Source organism: Sorangiineae bacterium MSr11367 (genome assembly GCA_037157805.1).
Taxonomy (GTDB): Bacteria; Myxococcota_A; Polyangia; order Polyangiales; family Polyangiaceae; genus Pendulispora; species Pendulispora rubella.
Window position 1 is genome coordinate 12317784 of the sequence record CP089983.1, and the last position, 16367, is coordinate 12334150.

Consider the following 16367-nt stretch of genomic DNA (forward strand, 5'->3'; position numbering starts at 1 on the left):
TGTGACCTTCACATCTCGACCCGCGACCAAGCTACTGGAAGGGACGCAACCTTGGAGGAGCACCGGTCGATGGACCGAACATCGTGGCCCCCAATCGAACCTTCGGTTCAGGTGTTCGTCTCCTCCATGGGCTGGTCTTCGCGTGCGTCGTGCTTCTGCTCGCGTGCGATGCGCGCGGTGCGGCATCATGGGCGCTGCAGCCCGCCCCCTCGTGGCGCACCGTCGTTCCCGTGGAAATCGGCGGCCTGGGTCCTGCGCCCGCCTCGCCGAATGGCAGTCGCTATCTGCTGTACGATCATCAGGTTCGCATTCACGAGCGTGCCCTGGAGTCGTATTGGCATTGGGCACGCGTCATTACCAACGAGGCGGGGTTGCAGAGCAACTCGCAGGTTTCCATCGAGTTCGACGCCAGCTTTCAACGGCTTCTGCTGCACTCGATCGTGGTGCGGCGCGGTTCGGAGGTGCTCAATCGCCTGACCCGCGATGCCGTCAAGATCATCCAAAGGGAGCGAGGCCTGGACGATCATGTTTACGACGGGCGAAACTCGGCCATCGTTTTTCTGACCGACCTGCGGGTGGGCGACGTCGTCGAATATGCCTACACCTTGGAAGGCGCCGATCCGACCTTGGGCGGGCGCTATGCGGACACGATGATGCTCGGCGCGCCCGAGCCCATCGATCGCCTGTACGTGCGCCTGGTGATGCCCCACGGGCGGCGCGTGGCCATTGCCATGCACGGCCCTCCTGGGAACGAAGTGCCCGTCGCCGAGCCGCGTGCGGTCGGCAACGATGACGAGTACGTCTGGAACCTGCCGGGAACGAAGGCCCAACCGGCCGAAACCGGGGTGCCTTCTTGGTACGACCTGTATCCCTGGGTGCAAATATCGGAATACGAAACATGGCAGCAAGTCGCGGAATGGGGCACCGAGCTCTTTCGCGTCCGCTCGAGTCCTCGGCTGCACGATTGGGCGGCGAAGACCCTGCGCGAAAGCGGGTCTGCGGACGAGTTTTTGGCGCGAACCATTCGTTTCGTGCAGGACGAAGTCCGCTATTTGGGGATCGAGGTTGGCCTCGGGCGTCGAAAACCCGCCGACCCCGACGTCGTCTTCCAGCGGCGATATGGGGATTGCAAAGACAAGACGGCGCTGCTCGTTGCGCTTTTGCAAGAGGCGGGAACGGGATTTCGAGCGCGTCCGGCGCTGGTCCATACCACGCACGGGCACGTCCTCGATGCGTGGGCACCGAGCCCGGCGGCGTTCGATCACGTCATCGTTCGCGTCGAGAAGCCGGACGGCGTCATCTATTGGGTCGATCCCACGGCGACCCTCCAAGGCGGTGCGCTCGAGCGCCTGCGTGACACGCCCTTCGAGCGCGTGCTCATTTTGGATGCCAAAAGCACCGATCTCGAGGCGGTGACGAACGGAACGCCCAGCGATCCCTCGCCGTGGATCCGCGATCACATCGTGGTGCCCTCGCCCGGTTCGTCCGATGCGGCGCGCCTCGATTCCGAGCGCCGCTACGAGGGCGCCATGGCCGATGCGATGCGGGGTACGTTTCGCACGCAAACGCCGGAGCAACTCACCAAGGGATACTTGGAGCTCTACAAAGCGGACTATCCAGCGATTGGCGAGAGGGAGCCGCTCGAGCAGGTCGACGATCGCGCGCGCAATGTCATCACCGTGACCGCCCATTTCACGATACCGAACTTCTGGGTGTGGCAGGCGAACGAAGGTCGCCACATTGCCAGCGTGTTCGCGCGCTCCATCGAGCGTTCGCTGGCGCGGCCGGCGGAGGATCGAAAGGTGCCCTTGGCCGTTCCGTACCCGCTTCGCGTGCGTCACGTCGTGGAACTCGAGCTTCCGTTCGATTTGACGTCCGACATGGCCGCGACGGAAACCGTGACCAGCCCCGCCATGGAGCTCGTGTTTGAGCCCACGTACGCGAACCGTGCGCTGTATTATCAATATGATCTCACGACGTATGCCCCCGAGGTGGAGCCGAAGGACGCGAAGGTGCACGCGGAGAAGATCGACCGCGTGCAGCAGATCGTCGCACGGTCCATCACGTACCGCACGCCGCCGGCGGATGGCTTCAATTGGGGTGTCTTCGCGGTGGTGCTCGTCTCCACCGCGCTTGCCATTGCGGGGGCCGTCCGCGTCTATCGCCCGTCCCAAGGTCGGAGCAAGCGCACGAAACGCGGCCTACGGCCGATGCCCGTCGGTGGCTTGCTGGTGCTCCTGGGCCTGCAGGTTGCCGTTGCGCCCTTCATCCTCTTCGTACGGTCCGTATTCGACCTTCATACCGTATTTTCGTTGGCGGTATGGCGCTCGCTCACCACCGTGGGGCTTCACACCTACCGCCCGGGCCTCGCCGTCGTCATCGTGGTCGAGCAGATTGCGGCATTGGGACTTACGATCTATGCGGTCCTGCTCGCGGGCTTGTTCTTCACCAAGAGGCGGGTATTCCCATTTCATTGCACGGTATACCTATTGATAGCGATCGCGTATGCCATTCTCGAGGCAGTCGCGGTCCAAACGTGGCTGGTCGAACGGCCGCAGGCGACGGCGAGCGCGGGCGCCGTCTTTACGACGTTGGCGTGGAGTGCTCTTTGGATCCTCTACCTGCGCGGCTCGCGCCGGGTGGGAGCGACCTTCGTGCGAGGCTGAGAAGGGCGGGACTCTTCGCGGTGCCCATGGCATGATGGGACGTTTTTTCACCATGGGAGCCTCCCCAATGTCGAGCTTGTCCGCTTTCCCGATTACTGCCCGCTGGCCTGCCCAGCACGAAGATCGGTTGCAACTCTATTCCTGCACGACCCCCAATGGGGTCAAAGTCTCCATCATGCTGGAGGAGATTGGGCTGCCTTACGAAGCGCACTCGGTCGTGATCAGCAAGAACGAAAGCTGGACCCCCGAGTTTCTTTCCTTGAACCCCAATGGGAAGATCCCGGCCATTATCGATCCGAATGGGCCGGGGGGTAAGCCGCTCGCCCTCTTCGAGTCGGGGGCCATTCTGGTGTACCTGGCCGAGAAGACCGGCAAGCTCCTGCCCGCCGATCCGGCGGCCCGCTACGAAACCCTGCAATGGGTCTTCTTTCAGATGGCGGCCATCGGGCCGATGTTCGGGCAGGTGGGCTTCTTTCACAAATTCGCCGGCCGGCAGATCGAGGACAAGCGTCCGCTCGAGCGCTACACCACCGAGTCGAAACGCCTGCTCGGTGTGCTTGAAACGCAGCTCCGAGACCGCCCGTGGATCATGGGCGAGCAGTACACCATCGCCGATGTGGCCACGCTCGGCTGGGTGCGCAACCTGATTGGCTTCTACGGCGCGGGGAGCTTGGTCGAATTCGACACGTTCCCCCGTGTGGGCGCATGGCTGGAACGTGGCCTTGCACGGCCTGCCGTGCAGCGAGGGTTGACCATCCCCGCGTGACCGCGGTCCATGCTACTGGAAAGGAGATGAGAGGTCGCGTCCTCGCGGCGATGAGCATCACCCTTGCCATGGCCCCGCGGGCGGAGGCGCGTCCCACCCGGCCGCGCTTCGAGCCGACGGATCTCGAGCTCGAGGACACCGGGATGGCGGAGCTCGATGTGCAGATCGGACCGGCGTTCGGCGATGGGCCGGGCGGCAATCGCATGCTGCTGCCCGACTTCGAGTTGGACCTCGGGATCCTGCCCAACGTGGAACTCGACATCGACGGCGCGTTCAGTGTGGATCACTTTGCGGAAAGCTCGCGGACCGTGGCGAGCGAAGCGCTCTGGACCTGCGTCAAGCTCGGTGTGTGGGATTCCCGCGAAGACGGCCGCGGGCCGAATGCCTACGCCATCGGACTTCAACTGGGACCGCGCATCCCCATCATGGACGCGCACGGGATCGGCTACGGCGCCCTCGGGCTCTTCGGGGTGTCGCGCGAGCGTTACCACGTGGTCCTGAACGTCGGGTTCATCCTCGATCCGGGCGAGAGCGTTCACACAGGACGCCCGACGAGTTTCGTGGGCGGCCTCGATGTGGACATCGCACTCGACCGGCGTGGCGCATGGTCCCTGCTGGGCGAGATCGGCGGTGTGTATTACACGAGCCGCGATCCCCACGACATCACCGCCGCCGCCGGGATCGCGTGGCACGTCGGCGAGATGCTGGATCTCTCGGCCATCGTCCTCGGTGGGGCCTTCTCGGAGGCGGACCGCCTGGCCGTTCTCGTGGGGGCGGCCCCCAAGGTTGCCTTGTGGTGATGCGATGCGCGCTCCGTAGAACGTGCTAAAAATACGCATGGACGACGTCAAACTCGACTTCCAAGCGTGGCTCGCAGCCCGGCGTGACAGTGAGCTGTCGGACGAGAGCGATGCGCTGGGCGACGAGCTCTTGGCCTGGATGGACGAACAGGTCGTCGTCGAGAAGAGCGGCTGGGCGCCCGAGCTTTGCGAACGCGTGGCCACACGTCTGCAAGCCGCCGATCCTGCGAGCATCCGCAAGCGACCCGTGGTGTTCTGGTCCGAGCAGCGAACGGCCTTCGCCGTTCCCGGGCGATACATTTACGTTGGCCGGCGCCTCATCGAAGAAGCCATGCCCGAAGATGCCGTGGCCTTTCTCTTCGCGCACGAGCTCGCGCACCACCGGCTCGGCCACACGAAGCAGCTCGTGCCGGCGTTGCGCTGGGCGAAGCACCTCCCCGTGGCCCAAGTGGCCTCCTTCCTCGCCGTGGCCGCGGTGCGCCTCGCCACGTCGCGCGAGCAGGAAATCGACGCCGATGCGTGGGCCTTCGAGCGATGCCTCGAGGTGGGCTACGACGGGCGGGCATGCTTGCGGCTGTTCGACGTGTTGCGAAAGGTCGCCGAAGACTACGGCGATCTGGACATGGCCCACGGCCCCGACGACGTGGAGGCCGCCGCCCAGCGGGAGCTGGACAAGCATCGGCAACCCGAGTGGCGAACCGCCCTTTCAGCCTTGCTCGACCGCGGAGCCCGCGCCCGCTGGGAAATGGGCCGCGGGTATCCATCCATCCGCGATCGACGCGCACGGCTCGAAGCTCGACTCGCCGAGCGCGCGTGAGCCCTCCATCAATTGCAAACGACGTTGCGCCCGACGACGCGCCCGCATGCACGAACGCCCAACTCGGGGGGCGAGAAACTGTCTTGTGTGTTCGCGAACGTCCAGCCGTCTCGAACGGTGGATTTCTGTTCGGGGGTCTGCGATAGCCAGACCGTATCACCCTTTCGAGCACTGGCGATTTGCGCGTGCACCTGCGAACCGCACCGCCATAGGTTGATATCCCGCCCGACATCGTGTGCTTGCCACGCGAGCGTGCAGCCACGCGCGGCGAAGTCGTTCGGGTCCGGCGCCGGTTCGGCGGCCGTGGCGCTGCGGTTCGACGAGATCAGCACCCCCAGCGCCGTGGCGCCGAACAAAATGCCCAAACCGATGCGCAACTTGGTTTTATCCAGGTTCATGGAGATGTCCTTCGTCGAAGGAGGAATGCGTCGATGGCCAGCCTCCGCGGTGTACTCAAGTCCCATGCCATGCGCGCGAGGTGTGGTTTCTCCGAACAAAGGGTGATTCTGCTCGCAAAGCCACTGCGCGATGTACCACGAAGACCGCCTTCCATTGGTACACCCGAGCGGCGTTGGTACGGTACATCGCGCATTCTGGATCCCCCGTGATCCTTCCAAGCGGACTCGGACTTCGTACAGTGGGCGCAGCTCGCGTGGTGAGCGGCACGGAGGTGGCCCATGTTCGTACGAACGTGTCGAATCCGGTGGATGCTTGGTTTCATGGTGGGGTCGTTGGGGTGCGCGCCCGAGGCGAGCCTCGACGCGAACGACAATGCGTTCGCGGAGGCGAGTGCATTGGAGGCGGAGCCCGATCCGGTGATGAACAAGGCCGTCTTCAACGACCCCATTGGCACCAAGGCCGCCCAAAATGCAATCTTCATTCAATTTGCCCGATTGATCGATCGCGTCCCCGCAGGGGAAGAAATTCAAATGTCCTTCTTCGGGTGGGACCCACCCGATACGGACGACACGGCGGACGATCCGGATCTCGGGGCGCGGCTGTTGGCCGCGCACGCGCGCGGTGTTCGGGTCAAGGTCATTCTGGATCTGGGCAATACGGGAAACGCCGCCCATACCCGGCTGGCGAACGTGCTCGGGGGCGACGACTCGAAGCCCTCGTACGTGGTCACGTGCAACGACCAATTCCCGAATGGCCCCAAGCGAGGCTGCATCGGCACGCGCGTGGTGACATGGTCCGATGGCAGCAAAAGCTACGCGTACAACCACAACAAGTTTGCCCTCTTTTCCAAGGTGGCACTCTCCAGCGGGGTCGTCTCCAACGTGGTCTTCCAAGGCTCCTCGAACATGGGACTTTGGGACACCAACGAGTCGTACAACAATATGCTCACGTGGAGCGATGCGGGGACGTACGGTGCCTTTCGTACCTATTTCGAAGATTTGCGACGTTACCGACGCACCTCGGGTGGCAACAATGATTATTATTGGGCGACGCCCACCGGGACCGACTACAAAGTGCACTTCTTCCCGCGGCACGAGCGCTCCGGTCAGCCCTTGGACGACGCAGCCTCGGACACGGTCTACAACGCATTGCAGAGCGTCACCTCGTGCCGGTACAACGACAACGGCGTGACACGGCAGACGGATGTGCGCGTGGCCATGTGGGCCTTCAATCGCTCCGTGGTGGCCCGCAAACTCACGCAATTGAGCAAGGCAGGCTGCTGGGTCGATGTGGTGTTCTCCGAAGCGAGCGACGCTTCGTTGAACGAACTGCGCGCCGCCGGCGGGCCCCAATTGACCCGGTGCAACTTCCACGTCGGCCCCGGCATCGACGTGCGCGTGCACTCCAAATACATGCTCGTCGATGGCGCGTACGACGACGACATCGTGCCGCGGGTGTTCACCGGCAGCCACAACTACGCCTATTCGGCCCTGCGCCAGGCGGATGAAACGCTGGTCCGCGTCATGGGGCGCGCCGTGCACACGGACTATCTGAATAACTTCTACCGCCTTCGCGATACCTGCCGCGCCCGCGGCGGGATCATCCGCTAAGGTTCGGCCAGGTTTCATCCGCTGAAACCGCTGAGCTCCAATCGACCGAGCTGAAGGCTATCGTTCGGACCGGGAATGCGAATCCGGCAAACCCGGTGTCGACAGGGCTCGACGATGCCAGGGCTCACGTATCAAGATTCGTCCGTCACGTCGTTTACGGCGGTCAGCCAATGCCCTCGCATCGAGAGGCTGCAGGCTGGGCAAGTGTCGCATTTTTGCCAAAGGAGCATGGATCATGGCATCTCACGGCACCTTCCCGTGGCTCGCGGCCTTTGGGCTCGCGCTGCTCGCGCCGTCGATTCCCGCATGCAGCAGCGCGTCGTCCGGCTCCGACCGGGTGGATCGGGTGGACCCTGGCGCCGATGCTCCGCCGCCTTCACCCCCGTCGGGTGTCCCTGCCCGGACATGGACCTGGGTCGATATCCCGGGGTCGAAGTGCGGAAATGGCCAGCCCACGGGCATTGGCGTCTACGTGGAGCCGGAATCGCCCGAGCTCATCTTCTACATGGCGGGCGGTGGAGCGTGCTGGGATGGCGAGACCTGTTACGGGCTCAAGGAAGCGACCTATATGGATTCGGGCTACACGAAACGTAGCTTCGAATCCGACTCGCAGGCGCTGCTGATTCAAACCATTCCGCTGGGAAACAATCCGCTTTCTGGGCGGAGCATGGTCTACGTGCCCTATTGCACCGGCGACGATCACGCGGGAAGCAATGTCATTTCGTACGACTACGACGGCGTGACCAAGACCGCGCACCACGTCGGTTACGACAACGTGGGCAAGGCCCTCGACTACGCGGCCTCCACCTGGCCAGGCATGAAGCGGTTGATCCTGGCGGGCGTCAGCGCCGGCGGTTTCGGAACCGTCTTCAACTTCGACCGCGTGCAGCAACGATTCCCCAAGGTGCGCGTCGACGGAATCGATGATTCCGGTCCGATGATCCAGCCGGCACCCGGAATCTGGGAAACGGTGAGGGCGAATTGGAACGTGCAACTTCCCCCCGATTGCCCCGCGTGCAAGGAAGTCCCCGGCTATTTCGATTTTCTAGCCACGAAGTATTCCAAAGGCCCGAATCGATTCGCGCTCATCTCCTACACCTTCGACAGCGTCATCGCCGGCTTCATGAACCTTTCCGGCGCGGTCTTCAACGCGCTGCTCGAAGAGCTGGGCCGGAAGATCGCCTCCTCGTGGCCCGCCGCGCGCTACTATTACATTCCGGGCACGTTGCACGTCGGCATCGCGAACGATACCTCCCCCGCGTTTTATGCATGGGTCGGCGCCATGCTCGACGACGACCCCAAGTGGGCCAATTTTCCGAAGTAGTAGACCTCGCGCGTGTCGAGCCGTCAGTCCGGTTCTTCGGGGAACTGAAGGGCGCCCTCGGGAATGACGATGCCTGGGAGCTTGCGCGAAACCCAGATGTGAATGGCGGCCGCCGCGTCCGGGGGCTCGTCCAGCGAGCCGCCCTTGAGGGTCATGGTCTCCGATGGGCCTTCCGGCTGATGCCATAGGCGAGAACCGCAGTCGGCGCAGAATGCGCATTGGAGCCTGCCACCGCTGTCGGTTTTGCGGGTCCACCATTTTGGAGTCCCGCGCGTCAATCGGAAGCCCGCGCGTGGAACCTGAAGGGACATTCCGAACGCCGAGGCCGATTGTTTGCGACATTCGCGACAATGGCAAATATAGAGCCCCAGGGGAGCTCCTTCACTTTCGTAACGTACGTTTCCGCACTGACATCGACCGGTGCGCATGGAGCATTAACATATCGCCTTGATTTTTCGTGACAACCGGAGCAGCGTCACCCCGTATGCCGCGCCCTTCGCAGGAAGAATCGGAGGAGCGCCAGCCGTGGCGCGATACGTCCGAGATTCAGCCGGGAACGTACGTTGGTCGCTACCTCGTGATCGATTTGATCGGCACGGGCGGAATGGGCAGCGTGTACCGCGCCTACGATCCGAAACTCAATCGCAGTGTCGCGCTCAAGCTACTGCGCGTCCGACCAAGCACGACGGACGAGGAGTCGCCACAACCGCGGCTGCTGCGCGAGGCGCAAGCCTTGGCGCAGGTGGTCCATCCCAATGTCGTCAGCATTTTCGATGTCGGTGAGGTTGGCGAACAGGTCTTCTTTGCCATGGAGGTGATTGACGGCAGATCCTTGCGCTCCGTGATGCGCCGCGCCGGGGACGAGCCGCGGGGTCTGTTGCGCCTCCTCGAGCAGGCGGGCCGCGGGCTTGCCGCGGCGCACGATGCCGGTCTGGTGCATCGCGATTTCAAGCCCGAGAACGTGCTCGTCGATCGCGAGCAACGCGCCAAGGTCGTCGATTTTGGGCTTGCGCGCTCCGTGCACGCGCACGAGGTCCAAGACCACGTATCGGTGCCGCCGTCGGCGTCGCCGTCGATGTTGGATTGCCGCGTCACCGAGACGGGCGCATTCCTCGGGACGCCGGCGTACATGGCGCCGGAGCAATACCTGGGATTGCACACCGATGCGCGCAGCGACCAATTCAGCTTTGCGTGCGTGGTGTACGAAGCGTTGTTCGGTCATCACCCCTTTCTCGACACGAGCGGGAAGATATCCATGCTGGCGCTCTGCGCCGGGCAAGTGGCCGATCCTGGCCGGCGGACGGATCCTGGCTATTTGCGTGTGCTGCGCCGCAGTCTCTCCCGCGATCCCGCGAATCGGTATCCGTCGCTCGAGCACCTGCTCGACGCGCTGGCCAGTGTTCCGCGGCGACGGCGATGGCGCGGGATGGGCATCGGCGCCGTGGCATGTCTGGCGGCGGGACTCACGGGGGTGCCGGCACTCCAGCGCCATCGGGCGCAGCATTGTGATCTTGCGGCGACGCACGCGGTCGCCGGGATCTGGGACCCCCCGCGAAGGGAGAAGGTCGAGAGCGTGTTCGTTGGCGATGGCCAAGCCTTTGGGCACGAGCTCTGGAAAGGGGTCTCGGCATCCATCGATGCGTACGCCAACCAATGGCAACGCACGAGCGTCGACCTCTGTCGGCGTGCGGAATGGTGGCATGCCCAAGACCACGAGATGTCCCAGCGATCTTCGTCGTGCCTCGACGAACGTCGCCGGGAGTTGCGCGCGGTGACCGATGTACTGGCCGACGGCGATCGGGACGTGCGTGTCCATGCGTACGATGTCCTCCTTCAACTCGGTTCGCTCTCGGCGTGCACGAATCCCACGACGCTCGCGCTCATGCCGACACCCCATCACGAAGGAGCGAGCCCCGATACCGTGGATCGCATTCGTGATCTCCTTGCCCAGAGCCGGGCGCTCAACGATGCCCACAAGGTCGCGCCGGGAAAAGCTGCGGCGCAAGAAGCCCTCGAACTGGCCCGGCATCTGCCCGATCGAGGGTTCGCCGCAGAAGCGCTTTACCGCCTTAGCCTCCTGCAGGAAACGGCCGCCGAATACGAAGCATCCGAGGCCAGCCTCGTGCAGGCACTCGCCGATGCCGAAGCGAGTGGCCAAGAACGGTTGCTGCCCTTGCTTTGGATTCAAATGGTTCGTGTGATTGGCAACAGCCAAGGGCGTCCGAGCGAGGTCGAGCCCCTGCTCCCCTTCGTCGAGGCGACGGTGGAGCGGTTCGATGCCCAAGGGCCGGCGCATGTCGAGCTTTTGTTCGCTCTCGGTATCGTCGCATCGCGTGCAGGAAAATATCAGCGGGCGACCGAGCATCTGAATGCCGCATTGGAGATGTCACGGCATGTCTACGCGGCTCACAACGTGTTTCGTGTCGAGATTTATCAAAATTTGGCAATTGCCGAACAGTTTCTCAACCAAACCGACAAAGCAACCGCACATATTCAATTGGCCCTGACCGAAACCGAGGCGCTATTTGGTTCGGATTACCCGCCCCTCGTGGAAACGCTGGCGCTGCTGACGCAATTGCTGGGCGAGCAAGGGGACAGCGCGGGCGTGCAAGCGGTGGGGCAGCGCACCATGAAGATCATCGAGCAGTCCTCGACCCTCGAGGACAAGGATCGGGCGTATGCCCTCTCGACCTTGGGGACGGCCTATATGGCAGACGGTCAACCCGACGTGGCATTGCCTCTCTATCGTCGCGCGTATGCCATGGCTTCGCCGAACGAGCCAAATCTACCCGTCCGGCTTACGGGCATCGGCCGCGCCGAAGAGGCGCTCGGGCATCTGGAGACGGCGCGCACGATCTACGAGGAAGCGCTTGCCGCCAGTCGACGGATGTCGGGGCCTAGCCACCCGAAGACGATCCGCCTTGCTGTCCGGCTGGGACGGCTTCTGCGCACCCTGCACCGGGAGCGCGAGTCCCTGCAACTCTGTACCCAAGTGCTCGAGGCCAACGAGCGCCGGTCGGGCGTCGGAGCGCCGTTCATCGCGGACGCCCTCGCGTGCATCGGCGAAGCGAACGAGCAGCTCGGCCGATTCCCGGAGGCGCTCGCGGCCCTCGAGCGCGCCGAAAAGCTTCTCGCGGGCGAGGCCATTCCGCCGCGCCCAGCCGATCGTGCCACCGTCGACTTCGCCCTTGCGCGCGTTCTGTGGCAGACGGGCGGGGATCGCGATCGCGCCCGACGCCTTGCCACGGATGCTGCCGGCGGCTACCGGCGCGCCGGCCGCGCCAACGCCGAAAACGCAGTTGCCGTCGAGACGTGGTTGGCAAAGACCACCGCACCGCAACGATGAACGAGCCTTCGCACGACGAAACGTGATCACAACCGAGTCGTCACGTACGGAAGAAGGGCGGGTATGGCGATACCCACTCAGGTCGAAATCGTTCTTGCGGCAACTGTGTGTCGTCAGTTGTTAAATTTCTTGCGCCGTCGAGCCGTTGGAGTAGAGCGTCAGCATCACGGTCGATGTATGATGCCGTGAAGAGGGGCATGCGGCTGGAGCTGACGAAAAGACATCGGGTCGTATTTGGAATTCGACACCGCAACCGCGCGGCCCGCTGGCCTGCTGACGACGCTCCATCATTCCATAGGCCATAAGTCGTATTCTTTGGATGGAATATTGAAATGTCGATGATGTGCCGACATTTCGTAGCTTCGCTTGCGCCATCGTCGAATCGAGCGACTTCAAACAACGGAGACTACGAATGAACGCAACTGGCAGCGAATCGGGCGTTTTTGTCGGTAAATTGAACGGCATCAACCAAGAGTTCACGCGGTTTACGAGTCGTGTCTTCCCTTATCCGATCCAAGAAGTGTGGCCTCACATCACCAAGAGTTATCTGGAACTCCAGCAGTTCATACACTCGTCCCAGGAAACGGCTTCGCCGGTGAAGCTCGTGCCGGGAACGGGCGACGGTGTGGGATCCACCATCGAGTTCGACTGGAACGGCCAACAGGTGCTCGAGAAGCTCGTCGAGCAGGATGATCACCAATACGTGTGGACCATCATCGTCCCGGGCGAGACACAGGTGTTCAAGCGCTACAGCGCGAAGCTGGCCTTCCTCCCCATCACGGAGACGGACTCGCCGGGCAACACCTTGGTGACGCTCGAGCTGAAGATGGTATTGCAGAAGCCGGAGGCCGCCTCTCAAATTTTCTCGCACGTCGACCCGCTGATCCTCGAGCGCTTGCCGCGGCTGGAGGAGTACATCCAGCAGAAGCACGGATATCAAACCGCGCAATTGGCGGAGGAAGTGTTCGTCCCTGCCGATCGGCTCTGGTCCGTCATCAGCAATTGGAACGACATCAGCTGGGTGCTCGATGCGCAATCCGTCAAGGTCGATACGAAGGACCCGTACCTTCGAGAGATTCGCTTCAAGGCGGGATACTCGATCGTGGAACGGCTGATTTCCAAGAACGACGACAGCCGCACCTTGGAGTACGAAATCCTGAAAGGTTCGTTCCCGGTCAGCCGTTATCGAGGAAGGATTCACCTCGAAGCACGAGGAAATGAAAAGAGCGCCTTCCGCTACGATGTTCTCTTCGTACCCACGGGGAACAAGGATGAGAGCACGAAGGCGATCCTCGACCGCCTCAAGGCCGGTGTGAAGTTCATCAATTCCGCCCTCGGCGGCCGCTCCTCGTAAGATCGCTTCGGAGAACTCATGCCCAAGATTGCGTTGGTGACGGGGACGTCGTCTGGAATCGGATTGTCGTCGGCCGTGGCGCTCGCGCGCGCCGGGTTCACGGTCATCGCCACGCTGCGGGACGTGAAGAGGGCGGGCCCCTTGCGCGAGCGCGCTGCGCGCGAAGGGGTTTCGCTCGACATCCGTGTCCTGGACGTCTCCGTGACGACCTCGGTCGATGTGCTCGTTTCCGAGATCTTCACCCGCTATGGGAAGATCGACGTCCTGGTGAACAACGCGGGCGCGGGCTTCTTGGGCACGATGGAGCAGACTCCGCTCTCCGAGTTCGAGCGCATGATGGACGTGAACTTCTTCGGCGTGGTCCGCACGACGAAAGCGGTATTTCCTCCCATGCGCGCGGCGCGCTCCGGGCGCATCATCACCGTATCGAGCATCGGCGGTCTCCTGGGACAGCCCTTCAACGACGCATACTGCGCGGCCAAGTTTGCCGTTGAAGGGCTGATGGAGAGCCTGGTGCCCATGGCACGGGCGTTCGGGGTGCACCTTTCGCTCATCGAACCCGGGCCGGTCAATACCGAGTTCGTGGCCAACGTGCTCGAGACATCGGGGCGGCAAACCACCCCGCCGAACGATCCCTACGCGCCGATGCTCAGGGCATACATGGGCGCCGTGGAGGCGCGTTACGCGGCAGATGCGCAATCGAGCGACGACATTGCGCGCGTCATCGTCGAGGCGGCAACGGCGGACGCGCCCCACTTTCGATACCCGACGTCGGACATGGTCAAGACGGTTGCATCCTACAAGTACACGGACCCGACCGGCAACGTGGTGTTCAAGTGGAGCGCCGCGGTGTCCGGGGAGGGGTCGAAGTAGGAAGAGCCAAGGCCAAAGCCGATCGCGATACGTTCTTGGTGGGAAGGGCGCTCGAGCCGTTGCGCCCGCCTCGAGAGGGTGCTACGTCACGGACGCTGATTCCGGATGAGTGGTCCTGCGGGTGTGTGCTTCAAGCGCCCCGCGGTAGCCCTTGCGGAGTGTGCACCTAGCGCAGCCTACTCCGCAAGAGGGGCGATCCATCCACCGAGGTCGCAAACATGACTCATCTGAAAAGCGGTATCGTTGCAGTGCGCGGCGCACGCCTGGCTGCCCTGACGGGAACGGGACTCGTTCTCGCGGCATGCTCCGGAGCGGCGACGGACGATCCGTCCGTTTCGCGCGCGCAGGCACTCGAAAGCACGCCCGTTTACTCGTACGCCGACGCCATTCGCGAAGCCGTGTGGGTCGAAACGACGCTGGACAACGACGGCGACGGCAAGCCCGACAAGGTGGCCGTGGACATCGTGCGGCCTCGGCTCCCCGCGGGTGATACCACCAAGGTCCCCGTCATCCTCGAGGCATCACCGTATTACAGCAATCGAGGACGCGGAAATGAGGCGGAGCTGAAAGCGTACGACTCGTCCGGCGTCATTCGAAAGATGCCATTGTATTATGATAATTACTTCGTGCCGCGCGGATATGCCTTCATCGGCGTCGATCTGGCGGGTACCAATCGCTCGACCGGCTGCCTCGACGTGGGCGGCAAAGAGGAAATCCTTGCCACGAAGGCGGTCATCGATTGGCTCAACGGGCGCGCGACGGCCCGCCGGTCGAACGGCACGGCGGTCGTGGCCGACTGGACGACGGGCAAAGTCGGCATGATTGGAAAATCATGGGACGGCACCATCGCCAACGGTGTTGCGGCCACCGGTGTGGAAGGCCTGACGACCATCGTACCCATCGCCGCGATCAGCAGCTGGTACGTTTACGTTCGCGCGAACGGCACCCTCCGTGGCTCCAATCGAATGAGCGGTTTGGCCACGAGCATGAGCGGCCGCCCCTCGGGCGTGTGCGACGCCCAAACGCGGGCCCTCCGAACGGGCCAGGAGGATGCGACCGGCAACTACAACGACTTCTACGCGGCGCGCGACTACATTCCCGACGTATCCAAAGTTCGCGCGAGCGTTTTCGTCGTCCACGGTCTCAACGACTGGAACGTGACCCCCCATCAATTCGGTCCCTGGTGGAGCGCGCTCGCAGCCAGAAACGTACCGCGCAAGATCTGGCTGCCGCAGGTGGCCCACGTGGATCCGTTCGATTTTCGGCGCACGGAATGGGTCAACACCCTGCATCGCTGGTTCGATCATTGGCTTTTGGGCCTGGACAACGGAATCATGCAGGAGCCGATGGCCGCCGTCGAACGCGCGCCCGGCACGTGGGTCGACGACGCGGTATGGCCCGCGCAGGGCGTGCACACGGAATCGCTCCCCTTGGGCATCGGCGATGGGCAGACGGGCACCCTCGGGGGGCTTCCCTCCAGCACGGACGCCCCGCTGCGGACCTTTACCGATGTTCCGTCGTTGACCGAGGCGAGCGCCACGTCGAGCCCGAACACGGCCAAGAACGGCCGTCTCGTCTTTTTGAGCCAGAAGCTCTCGAGGGCGATTCGGATGTCCGGCGCGGCCCAGGTGAAGTTGCGAATTCGCTCGAACAAGCCGACGAGCGAACTCACCGCGCGCCTCGTCGACTATGGGAGCGCCAGCCGGAATCTCAGCTACCGCTCGGGAACCGACGGGATTGTCAACCTGACCACGTCGTCGTGCTGGGGTGAATCGTCCTCCGGTGACGACGCGTGCTACACGGACACGAAGCTCGATGTCGCGAATACCGACTACGGCGTGATCACCCGCGGCTGGTTGGACGCGGCGCACCGTGATTCGCTTCGGAACCCGAGCTCGCTGAATTCGAGCACCTGGTACGACGTCGTGGTGCCGCTGGACGTGGACGATGCGGTCATCGACGCGGGGCACGTGCTGGGGCTCGTCCTCGTGGCCAGCGACCGAGATTTGACCGCCCCGCAAACCACGGGCGCCACCATCGACGTCGATCTCGCCGCGTCCGCGTTGCGCCTGCCCATCGTGGATCTCGGGGCAACTTCGGTTTCCGCGCGCGCGGTTCTCGCGCCCGCCGAGGATCCGGCGCTACTCGTCGCCCCGCGCATCCACGCACCCCCTCCGGCGGATTGGCCCGACAGCTTCGATCCGACAGCCACGTTCTACTGAGCGTTCCGTTGAACTCGGGCGCGGGCATGGTCGGAATGCCGTTCATGACCCGCGCGATTGGCCATCGAGGTACGCGCGAAACCATACTCTCCATCCCCACGTACTCATTTTGATCCGGCGCGGGCTCGCTCCTTGAGCTAAACGTTTGCGTCGCAGGAAAATGGGGTGAAAATGGACGCCTTTCGGCAAG

General features: G+C 63.4%; 12 protein-coding genes. 10 read left to right on the forward strand and 2 right to left on the reverse strand.

Annotation, left to right across the window (positions count from 1 at the left end):
* Positions 1-83 precede the first annotated feature (83 nt).
* The 4 genes from LVJ94_47865 (at position 84) to LVJ94_47880 (ending at position 5049) form a co-directional block, all read left to right on the forward strand.
* Positions 84-2666, forward strand: a complete 2583-nt coding sequence (locus LVJ94_47865) for a DUF3857 domain-containing protein (GenBank protein WXB04598.1) — start codon at positions 84-86, stop codon at positions 2664-2666.
* Between the two features lie 67 nt (positions 2667-2733).
* Positions 2734-3432, forward strand: a complete 699-nt coding sequence (locus LVJ94_47870; protein WXB04599.1) for a glutathione S-transferase N-terminal domain-containing protein — start codon at positions 2734-2736, stop codon at positions 3430-3432.
* Positions 3433-3458: 26 nt separating this feature from the next.
* Complete coding sequence (locus tag LVJ94_47875; protein WXB04600.1) at positions 3459-4232, forward strand: hypothetical protein; 774 nt, start codon at positions 3459-3461, stop codon at positions 4230-4232.
* 37 nt (positions 4233-4269) lie between these two features.
* Complete coding sequence (locus LVJ94_47880; GenBank protein WXB04601.1) at positions 4270-5049, forward strand: M48 family metalloprotease; 780 nt, start codon at positions 4270-4272, stop codon at positions 5047-5049.
* Positions 5050-5057: 8 nt separating this feature from the next.
* On the opposite strand, the gene LVJ94_47885 is transcribed toward LVJ94_47880, so the two are convergent.
* Positions 5058-5447: a hypothetical protein gene (locus LVJ94_47885; protein WXB04602.1), complete on the reverse strand. Its 390-nt coding sequence runs from the start codon at positions 5445-5447 to the stop codon at positions 5058-5060.
* Between the two features lie 279 nt (positions 5448-5726).
* Here LVJ94_47885 and LVJ94_47890 point away from each other — a divergent pair, with 279 nt between their 5' ends.
* Together LVJ94_47890 and LVJ94_47895 are read left to right on the forward strand one after the other, a co-directional pair.
* Positions 5727-7058 carry a phospholipase D-like domain-containing protein gene (locus LVJ94_47890; protein WXB04603.1) on the forward strand — a complete coding sequence of 444 codons (1332 nt, stop codon included), beginning with the start codon at positions 5727-5729 and terminating at the stop codon, positions 7056-7058.
* Between the two features lie 235 nt (positions 7059-7293).
* Complete coding sequence (locus tag LVJ94_47895; GenBank protein ID WXB04604.1) at positions 7294-8382, forward strand: pectinacetylesterase family protein; 1089 nt, start codon at positions 7294-7296, stop codon at positions 8380-8382.
* Positions 8383-8405: 23 nt separating this feature from the next.
* Here the strand turns inward: LVJ94_47895 and LVJ94_47900 are convergent, their stop codons facing one another.
* Positions 8406-8693 (reverse strand): GFA family protein, encoded by a 288-nt coding sequence (locus tag LVJ94_47900; GenBank protein WXB04605.1) that lies wholly within the window; start codon positions 8691-8693, stop codon positions 8406-8408.
* 173 nt (positions 8694-8866) lie between these two features.
* Between LVJ94_47900 and LVJ94_47905 the strand changes: the two genes are divergently transcribed.
* From LVJ94_47905 to LVJ94_47920, 4 genes are all read left to right on the forward strand, one after another.
* Positions 8867-11728, forward strand: coding sequence for a tetratricopeptide repeat protein (locus tag LVJ94_47905; protein WXB04606.1), 2862 nt, complete (start codon positions 8867-8869; stop codon positions 11726-11728).
* Between the two features lie 412 nt (positions 11729-12140).
* Complete coding sequence (locus LVJ94_47910; GenBank protein WXB04607.1) at positions 12141-13082, forward strand: SRPBCC family protein; 942 nt, start codon at positions 12141-12143, stop codon at positions 13080-13082.
* Positions 13083-13100: 18 nt separating this feature from the next.
* Positions 13101-13955 carry an SDR family oxidoreductase gene (locus LVJ94_47915; protein ID WXB04608.1) on the forward strand — a complete coding sequence of 285 codons (855 nt, stop codon included), beginning with the start codon at positions 13101-13103 and terminating at the stop codon, positions 13953-13955.
* Positions 13956-14173: 218 nt separating this feature from the next.
* Positions 14174-16177 (forward strand): Xaa-Pro dipeptidyl-peptidase, encoded by a 2004-nt coding sequence (locus LVJ94_47920; protein ID WXB04609.1) that lies wholly within the window; start codon positions 14174-14176, stop codon positions 16175-16177.
* The last annotated feature ends 190 nt before the right edge of the window (positions 16178-16367 follow it).